At 47.6% G+C, this 10297-nt stretch carries 6 protein-coding genes; all 6 read left to right on the forward strand.

Going from position 1 to position 10297, the window contains the following annotated elements; translation table 11 throughout:
• The first annotated feature begins 510 nt into the window (after positions 1–510).
• The gene (locus FGU65_RS14500) at positions 511–1296 is read left to right on the forward strand and encodes a hypothetical protein (protein ID WP_301665214.1); all 786 of its coding nucleotides are present in this window, start codon (positions 511–513) and stop codon (positions 1294–1296) included.
• A 9-nt stretch (positions 1297–1305) separates the two neighbouring features.
• On the forward strand, positions 1306–4620 hold the full coding sequence (locus FGU65_RS14505; RefSeq protein WP_301665215.1) for a tubulin-like doman-containing protein: 3315 nt from the start codon (positions 1306–1308) through the stop codon (positions 4618–4620).
• Positions 4621–4632: 12 nt separating this feature from the next.
• On the forward strand, positions 4633–6177 hold the full coding sequence (locus FGU65_RS14510; RefSeq protein WP_301665216.1) for a hypothetical protein: 1545 nt from the start codon (positions 4633–4635) through the stop codon (positions 6175–6177).
• A 27-nt stretch (positions 6178–6204) separates the two neighbouring features.
• Positions 6205–8013: a hypothetical protein gene (locus FGU65_RS14515; RefSeq protein ID WP_301665217.1), complete on the forward strand. Its 1809-nt coding sequence runs from the start codon at positions 6205–6207 to the stop codon at positions 8011–8013.
• Complete coding sequence (locus tag FGU65_RS14520) at positions 8010–9530, forward strand: PEGA domain-containing protein (protein WP_301665218.1); 1521 nt, start codon at positions 8010–8012, stop codon at positions 9528–9530. Before FGU65_RS14515 ends, FGU65_RS14520 begins: the two co-directional genes overlap by 4 nt.
• Positions 9531–9821: 291 nt before the next feature.
• On the forward strand, positions 9822–10297 hold a 476-nt coding region (locus FGU65_RS14525; protein ID WP_301665219.1), incomplete at its 3' end, for a transposase.

Genomic DNA, 10297 nt, shown 5'->3' on the forward strand with positions numbered 1-10297 from the left:
GCGGAGCGCCATGTCAATAGAGGGCTTCCAGCGATTCTTCGTCTTCCATAACTCACAAACACCGCGCATAAGATTCCAGTCGACCTGGCCTTTTGCTAATCTGGTATTTTCTCAAGATATATTATATAAGTTTTGTTAATGGTGCTCTGCTGTAATGCATTATTTATGGAAAATAGCAGTGTGACATTCAGAATCCCAAAAAATATAATCACTTGTTTCTTTATTGGATGTCCTCAATGCGGGCTCTTTTTGCTGTACAGATGGATCTCAGAGTCTGTTGTATCTTGCTGAGGAGTCCTCCTAAAAGAGCTTGATACAGAAGTAACCTGTCTTCTGAATGCGCCCAGCACATAACGAACATGAAGACATACGGAATTCAACGGTCAAAAGAGTGCTGTGGCACGCTGCTATTCAGTTGTGCTGCTTAGATGTCGTTATAACAGATATAAGTGTCGCCAATCCGGTCAAGCAAATGGTAATGCTTATTATGCTGAATGCGTATTATCGATCATGGCGCACTCGAAATCGGGTTCACTAAAACTGCTATTTTTGATTTTAGTCACTCTCAGCTGTTTAGTTGTTGGAAATGCGGCTGCAACGGACGTAATTGTTGTAGAGGGTATGCCGAACTCCCTTCATCCAGAAGGGGATGTCGTAGATTTCACGTTGAAGATTGGTGGTCTGCAACCACAGGTTTCGAAGATTGAATTTGAAACAGATCTGCAGCCATGTAATGAGTCACCTTTGTGGAATATTACAGAGCCTGGTTTTTTGAAATTACCTGAAGGAGAAACAATTTACAATAACCAGACCCTCAATTTTGATATTCTGGAGGACAGCAGCACACCAGTCATCATCCATGTTGTTGGTAAAGCTCCTCAGATCACTGAAGTAATTCAAGCCCACGGTCTTGTGATCACGACTCGAGACCCTCGCAAAACAGGCTATACCCATTATCGGGTTCAGTCGTTCGATAAAGACGGCTTCGTCGTTGGCAAGGCAGATACAAAGGTTTTCAACATCGAGATTCCAGAGGAGGCCTCCTACTCCGATCGCTTAAACGCCGTTCCGGATCAGCTGCTACGTGACATTATTATCGATCTGCATGATAAAGGCCTGACATTTGAAGCAAATCTATTGTTGGATTATTCTGAGGCAAAACCCCTCGGGGTCTCGCCCCTTCTTGTGGGAATTGGACTGGTAATAGTCGCGGGCGTTGCGTTGCTTATTGGTCTGCGAATAGGCTATGCCCGCGGTTACAATGCAAGTGTCAGAGAAAATGAGTACAAACATTAGGTGAATCGAATGGATCCAGATGCGTTATCTCAGGAAAAAGCGCCCTTCCAAACGGGAAGAACGGCCTTTCAAATGCCAAGTGACCTCACAATTGTTGCTATTGGGGGGTGCGGAAAGAAACTAGTTTACAATCTGTGCCAACACGATTGGTTCCTGAAGGACTACCTCCACGAAGACCGCACACTGAAGATTTGTGTACTCGATACCGATTCCAACCAGAGAAATAGTGATATCGAGACTACCAAATCGGTCAATAAGAAAGTCGAGAATATGATGCGCGAGATAAGTGGATTAAGCGGGAGTGTCAAGATGGAGTACTACTATCTGCCCGATCTCGCAAGTGTGGGAAGAGTCTCGAGTCTCACAGGATCCACGGTTGTTGACCAGGTGAAGAACTGGAGAGGGCAACCTCATGCAGATTTCTGGTGGATGAACGATCCCGACAATGGATTTGATTTCGATAATCTTCGCCAGATAGACAACAATATTATTGACGATTTCGGGGGCGGCGTCCACCGACGCAGGGCAATATCAAAAGCCGTGTTTTACAAGGCAGTATCACAGAGTGGTGACACAAACTTCCCATCGTTTTCGGGTCAGGGAGACGTCGCGATTGTGGTCGGTTTGGGCGGCGGCACCGGGTCAGGAATGTTCATCGATCTGGCGCGATACATCAAAGGGATCTCTGGACAGACACGCAAAATCTGGCTTTTGGGAGTTCTGCCTGCCATCGCTGAGGGTGATAAAGAGCAACTGAATGCCGGTATTGCACTCTCTGAAGTGGAGTACCTGAATTTAACGGGTGAGAAACTCTTTAATTATTGCATTCTCTCGTCTCTTGGCCCAACAGGGTTTAGAGACGGTGCAGACCGAAAACAGGAAGTTGTGGAGTATGATCTGGCCTTCCCCTATCTTCTGATCAATGCCTTCTATCTACCTACAGCAGATTTCTATGATATCATCGATGCAAGGAGAGATTACTCCGGATTTATCTTCGCTGACGCACATGTCATTGAGTATCCGGTCGAAGAGCTCAGGGATCTGAAAGGTGAATTCGAAAAGGTGATCGCGGAGCTTGCCGAACTCGGGAGGAACCGAGAGGAGATCGTCAAAAAAGTTGAGGATTTACTGAACGGATTGCAGCAGAAATATCCAGATCAGCTTATGCTTGAAACTGACATCATAACCACTGGTGAAGACATCAGTTATGTAAAAGCGGAGATCCAAAATCTGGAGAAGATCTGGAGTAATGAGATCCCAAAGCTGCTTAAATATCAAACTCCACTGGAGATTGATCTCCACCTGAATAATAATCTGCCTGAGGATATCCGGAACCTCGAGGAGATCAGGACATATGATAAACTGATTGAGTTCGTTTCAAGGTTGAAGAGGTCTATGGATGTGGGGAACAAACCCCTTGAAAACGAAGATGATAAAATCCTGTATGGTAGTATTACCAAGTCTCTGGAGCAGATTGAGCACTTGGCTATCTTACAGAAGAGGATTCTCCGGATCAAAGATCATGAGCTCCGTGTTATTCTGAAAAAGATCCTCCGAGGAGAGGAAGATCTCGCACATGTGTTGAGTCAGTTAATCTCGAAACGGGCATCTTTCAAGAATGAAGATGCTGCTCTGGAGGAGAGAAAACAGCAGACTGCTGATAAGCTCAGCCAGTTCTCCCAACAGCAGGATGACGCACAGGCAAGTATACAGTCTGCCTTGGGGAATGCCCGGAGAGAGATCAGTGCGTATGAAACGCAGCGTGCTAATCTGAAGCATTTCCAGATCAAGGAGCAGGAGTTAGCCGATGAGTTCCAGCAGATGCATCAAAGGTTGAAGGAACTGGTTGCCGAATCCCTTCCCAGAAATAGGAGAGGTCTGAGCAGGGATGCGTGGTATGTGGAATCCGGATATACCAAAATGCAGGCCTCGATTGATTTGATCTCGCGAGATCTGCAACAGCCGGATAGACTGGAGTACTTAAAAGAACTTGCAGAAGCGCTCGCTCGGTACTATTTCTACGAATATCGGAAACAATCGGCTGCAAGTGCCGGGTCATTCCTTGATAAGGCGCGTGGTCTGATCTACGGACATGCACCGGACATGGATGCCCTCGAAGCAAATCTCAACGCAATGCTGAACAGAATGAAGACAATTGCAGAACAGAAATCTGCAGCGATAGTTTTCCTCGAACCACTGAATATCGAACTTCTGGATGGATTCATCACACGGGATCTGGAGGTCGATCTGGATCAGACAAAGACGGAGATTACGAACTCAATAGTATCCGCCCTGAAATTTGAGGAACTGGATTATGCCGAGTATGAGAAACTCATGTTGGCTTTTGACTGCAGTGGGGTGCAGGAGATAGCCAGTGCAATAAGTGACACACTCGTTGAGATTGTAAATAGCGAGGGGAAATACGATGAAAATATCTCAGAATCGCGTCGTGAGATCGAGCAGATCGATCACGGCCGCAGTGAGATTGCGCACAGAATAGAGGCGTTCAACCTGATTGATAACCTCGTTGAAGAGACGCTAAAATACCGCAGGCTGTTTAATCGTCATAATAATGGACTCACAGAAAGCCTTGCTACCATCGAAAAGAAACGTCAGAATGGTGATAATACCGTCCGCGGTAAGTATCGCACCAGATATGGTGGAATCAATCCGAATGTCCTCTCACTGATCTCCAGTCAGGCGGATATGGGCGCCCTTGACATCAAAGAAGAGGGGCAGGATGAGCTCGAACGCGTCCTTGGCCTAGTGAAGAGCAATTATCGTAAACTCATTGATACCGGTCTGCTTGGCATCAAGAGTTCTGCTATCAGCTACGGTAAATCGCAGACCGAGGCCTGGACTTTTGAAAGGGCCGCACTTGTGGTTTCATCTCCGTCCCAGTACGCAACAGAGAGCATCCATAACGTAAATGAGGATATCTGTCGCACGATTTCGAGAGAACTTGCATTGGATCAGCCGCATCACACCAAGGTGGTTGCACATAACTATGGCAAGCCTTGGGAGATTGGGTTAACCTTCTTTGCTGCTGCGAGTTTCTTCGAGAATATATCTCCGCTGATGACCGGAGGCGGATACTGGGCAAAATACGAGAAAAACAAAAACAACATTCTCCACCATGTGCTGCTCCTGAACGAGGGCAAGTATGTCGTCCGAAAAGATCTGCTCACGTTAGCTGTTGCAGCAGAGTTTGCAGACAGTGAAAAGAAAGAGGATGATAGCGTAAGAGGAAGAGCAAAATCCAATGTTCTCTCATTATACGAAGAGAAAAACATCAAAGATGCTCTCCGCTCAGGAACTGTGTAAGAGGTGGGGCGGATGATTATTAATAACAGAAAAAGAATGATAGTTACGCTGGGAGTTATCATTTCCGGTGTCCTTATTGCATTTCTTTTTATCAATTTGTTTCAGGTATACTGGTTTATGAGTGCTCCCTATGAGGTTAAGCTCGTCATCGACCTGGTCTGTGGACTCTTCATGGCTATCTCTCTCGGGATGCTTTTTTCTGCTGATTCCAGATACAATGGCATTCTCTTTGGACTGCTATTTGGAGCGATAATCTGGCATTTCCTTCCCTATGAGTGCATCGTGATGGAGGCATTGGGGTTGGGTTTTGTGCTGGGTATTGTTATTGTCGGGTACGTTCTCTTTAAAAATCGTTTTGATGTCCTTGCAACGAGTGCAAAGGCACTTTTGACAATTGCATGTGTGGTGATTCTGGGGTACCTTTTGACCAGTTTTATGACGGTGACCTCCTCAATGACGGTTGGAACGGCCGTGGATGTAAGTAAAATTAGCGCACAAAACACCTTTTTCTATGGTGGCGGGGTCCTTATCACAATCCTGTTTTATGCGGTCCTGATGTATTCGATTGTTGGCGTCAAGGGGTCGAGTGTGTTCATTCTCGGGCCTCGTTCATCAGGGAAGACATACCTGCTCCTTGGATTGTGGGCTCAAATGACAAAAAAATCAAATGCGTTCCCGCATGATGTCATCATTTCATCTGACCCGGATGACAGAAAGCACCTGCGTCTCACAGATCTGTATGCTGGTGTCACCGGCGGTAGGGGGCTCTGGAAGCGAACCGAAAATTACCAGCTCAGTCTCTATCAGATTATAGCAAAAAAATTCAGGGTCAGCCCGGTGACGTGGACCATTCTGGATTATGCCGGCGAGTACTATGATAAGATAGATGCTGACACTTATAAGACCTCACTCGAAGCACTCAACGAAGCGTTTGAGATACCTATTGATGATCTTGCAAAAAGATCCGGTACTCCTGAGTTTTTAGAGGAAGTCAACGAACAACACCTTGACAAACTCTATGGTACCGGCCTCGCCCGTGATCTTGTTCTGAGCACCATGTACAGCCATCTTGCGCGGTCAGGAAAAGTGATCTTCCTTATCGATGGTGAAAAAATGTTAACTCGGGAAGGCATGGCAGATCTATCCCGGGAATTTGGAGACTACATCAAGACTCTCATGGATCTCGAAGGTGGAGTGTGGTTCAAGATCTTTGGCGGAAAGAAGAAGTATGCCCTAGTGATTACAAAGCTGGATATCCTCCTGAATAAACATCCCGATCTGCGCAGACTCGTGGAAAAGATGGATGGGGTGAATAACCTTTCGGACATTCCAGAAAATTCTCCCGAGGCTGAATTGATCGAAAAGACGCTGTTTAAAAGCCTGGAGAAAAATCTCTCCTTTTTAAGTCTTGTTAACATGCTGAATGATATTTCTCTGTCGTTCTATGCTGTTAGCGCGGATGCAACGGCAGAGCCGAATCCGTTGGCTGCTGATGAACAGGCCCCATCCCAACTGGTTCCATGGAGATTTGGGGAGGTGGTCAGTTTTGGTTCCTGAACAGACGACCAACCTTGGAGGCTTGAAATGACGCCACAGCATGGAATGTATGCACCGGATGGGAAGTACATTCAGGGAGAATTAAAGCAGTACGGCGATCTTGCGGCTCTCCTTGCCGAGGGTTCCGTCGCACTGTATGCAGAATCGGATCGCGACAAGATGATCTTCGGTTCGGCGGTTAATGTTCAAAAAGCAGGACAACGGCAGGATATGCTGATTGTGATTGTGGAATATCCACTTCGTTCGTTCGGTTCCTCCGCCGTGAGGGAGTTTTTCCGAACCGTGCGCACGGTAACTGCAGATGCGAAGTATACTATTCTCAGTATCGGAAACGATGCATCGTTCTTCCGGTCGATTGACTCCGATGACTGGGAATGCTCTGCAAGTTCACTCAGTGCCGGGAGAAGTACCATCCCGAGCCGCCAACCAAACGATGATGGTATCCTTCAGTATCTCGTCGGTAGGATAGTCGCCCAAAAACCTGCTTATGCCACGACAAAACGAATGGCATGCTCTGCCTCGCTTGTATCGAGAATACTTGAGAGCATGCAGCCAATCCTCTATCTCGGGTACCGGTTTGCCGTTGGTAGAGATATCGTCGATCGGAAAAATCCCTTTGACCTCTGGGTTCTTCCAATAAAACCTTTCGGCCAGAAAGTTGCCGATCTGGATTCAGGGATCATCGATGTTCCGGAAAAGTCCTTCTATCAGCGCTCAGGGGAAATGGCAGTACTTGTTAATAAAGAACTTCAGTCTACCAGAAATAGGCCTTCCATTTCTTCGAAAGAAGAATACCACAGGGAAATAAGTGTGGCCGTTCGACGTAAGATGAACTCAACGCAAAGAGTTGAGTATCATCGCGCACTTGAGCGGGAGAATATACCGTTGAAGATCAAAATCTCGATTGACGATGCCGTACGTACTACTGTAGAAAGTGCTGATCGTTCCTATCTGGAGCGTTACCTTTCAAGTGCCTTTGATATTGGAGATTTTGAAAGGTGTGTCTATAAACTACCGGCGGAAGAATTTCTGCGATTCTTTAAAACTGCCAAGCCAGTTCTGGTAAAGTTAGACGAAAGCACAAAGAGAAGTATCCTGCAACGACTGTCATCATATGCCAAGGAACTTCAGGATGTCGAGAGAGATATACGAGGGCGCTATGAGGTTACTCCTCGAAATGGTGTGTATGCCGCTCCAATAACTGACAATCCTCATGCAGTTCCAATTCAGCCAAACTCCGGCAAGGATCCGAGCCCGAATCCTCACAGCAACGACTTTGATTCCACCTTAAAAATAAAAAAACTGCTCCCAATTATTGCAATCGCCGGGTTGGTTATTGTGGGGATTGTAGCAGCAATTTCGTTTGGATTGCCAACATCTATCCTTGGAGCCGCATCAGAGGGCAGTCAACAGGTCAGTCACATCTCCGATGATGGTGGAGCAGAGTTGCTCATTAATGGATCGTCGCTGCCGGATGGCGTGGCCGATACCGTTCGGCTCAGAATCTATTCAGAGGGTGAATTTGGCGATCCTGCCTGGACAACGTACAACGATAAATATTATGCCATCGAGCCGGAAAACCTGGCATTTCCCCCTGAAGCAAAATTGGTGTTCATTCTCAATGAATCACAGCCAGAACAGCTGTTTGTTGGCCATACAACAGATCTGTCATACAGCTGGCTGCGAGTGGATTCAGAGATTGAAGGTCAGAATGTAACCATCCATATTAGAGAATCCGGAATGTACGCCCTGTTTCTCGAAAACATGGATGGCAACAGCACTGCAGCGGTGAACCAGACCTTTCTCTCAGCAGGGAGCACACAGGGGCTAATATGATAATATACCCACGACGATGGATCCTAGTATTTGTCTGTGCTGCCATTCTGTCTGCACACAGCTGCATTGTTTCGGCAGAAAGTGACGATGGGCCTGTTTATGGAGAGATTGCAGTTTCTTCCGAACCGAATGGGGCTGAGATCTATATCGATGGCGTTTCAACGGGTAAACTCACCAATCGCCGTATCCTAGGTATCATCCCAGGGATCCATTCTGTAAAAGTCACCCTCCCGGGATATCGTGATGCGGAGATCAATGTGCTTGTAACGGCTGGAGAAAGGGCATTTGCCCACCTCGACCTGAAACAAAAGGTGGGTTCCCTTGCTGTGCTCACAACACCTGAAGGTGCAAAGATCTACATTGACGGGTTGTATAAGGGTAAATCAAATACAATTATCAAAGAAATCCCCGAGGGGCATCACTCGGTAAGCCTGAACCTTGATGGATATCAGCCGGGATTGTACTCAATGGATGTAGAAGACGGTGACACGCTACATTTATCGCATGAGTTTGAGCTTCTGCCCACAACAGGGACCGTTGTCGTCAACTGCAGCCCGGATGAGGCTTCGGTTTACCTTGATGATGAATACTATGGTCTTTCGGAGATGACGCTCGAGGCGGTCGAGCCTGGAAGTCATACACTCCGCCTGACAAAATACGGCTATCACAATTGGTCTTCTCCTTTCGAGATCCAGGCAGGGGAGATTCGGGTATTCAATCACGCTCTTGAGGGAAAAAATGGCACGATATCAGTCTTGGCTTCTCCCTCGGAGGGGGAAATTTTTCTGGACGGCAGGTTGCTTGGAACGGGGAGCTACCAGGGGGAATTCCCTCAAGGCACGTATCTCATGGAGGTAAAAGCACCCGGATTTGATCTCTATCAGAAGGCCGTTGAGGTGCCATATGATCCTATCCATTTCGACGTGCCTCTGTCTCCACTCGCCCCTGCTCTAATTGTGGAAGCAGAATCGAAGATCGAGGAGAATAGAGCGTTTAATCCGGAAGGTGCCGAGATGGAACTTAAAGTCGCTCGGGCTCTCCTCTCTGACGAGGACTATTACGGTGCATACCTTGCAGCGTCAAACGCATCGTGTTGGGCGGAAGATGTCGATGGTGACGGCGTTCCAAATTCGCTTGATTTCTGGCATGCGATGCAGAACGACATGCTCTATGCATCACCCCTGGTCCTGTTGATCATGGTGGGCTCCGTGATCGGGTTTGACTGGAAGCGGTGCAGAGTGCGGCCAAACGTGGAGTTGTGGTCTAATCTACAGGAGGATGGTTCGCAGTCCCTTCACGTTGAGACAGCTGCAGGCAATAAAAAATACCGTACGCTGCTCTGCACTGTTTACTTGGATGGTGTTCCAGTGGAGCGGATAGTTGGCCCGGGAAAAAAGACTGTAAATATTGGAAGTTTATCGTCTGGTTCCCACATTGCCCGTGCTGTGGTGGAGGTGCAGCAACTCCGATATGGCCTGTCCGAGTGTTCGAAAGAGTTAGAGATAGCAATTGAATAGCACCTCTCTTTTTCGCTCGCTGGAGGAACTCTAAACAATTTGTCTCTTGATACTAATTTCCGCCAGTATCTCACTTTTTCAGCAGGTTAGCAGAGTGGAATCCAAGTATCTGAGCGAAAAGTCGTCGTTGCAACTGGCAGCTGCACTCTTGGTGACCTCGCCAGACAGAAAACGAAGGATGGAGTGTCAGGGGGAGCAATTTTTGCAATGTATCTGCCGGGATGCTTTTGAGGATTTCGAAAAACCCCTCTCATCAAAAGTACTTTATAGTCCCGGATCGACGTTTTTCCCATGAGCACGTTTACCAATTTCATAATTCGGCACGAATATGCCTCTCTTACCGCCCTGGGCGATCGGCTGGGTGAGGTTAGCGGTCTGGTCGACTGGGATGCCTTCCGTCCTCTGCTTGCCGACCTCTACACCAATGCCGAGGGTCGAGGCGGTCGTCCGAACTGTGACGTTGTTCTCATGATCAAACTGCTGGTGCTTCAGCAGTGGTATGGTCTTTCAGACCCCGAACTGGAGCGTCAGGCGACCGACCGGATCTCATTCCGCCACTTCCTGGGATATCCGGAATCCATCCCTGACCGTTCGACGGTCTGGCTGTTCCGGGAACGCCTGGCCAAAACCGGGAACGCCTGTGTAAACGGCGGGATACTTTTCCCCAGAAGTGGCGGAATAATTTTCCCCACCTGTCTTCATAATTCTATCCATATCATCCCGGCAGGGTGTGAGAGAAGAGCCCCTGTTTCCGCCGTTCTTTCAGG

The organism is Methanoculleus frigidifontis (assembly GCF_030464345.1).
GTDB classification, from domain to species: Archaea; Halobacteriota; Methanomicrobia; order Methanomicrobiales; family Methanoculleaceae; genus Methanoculleus_A; species Methanoculleus_A frigidifontis.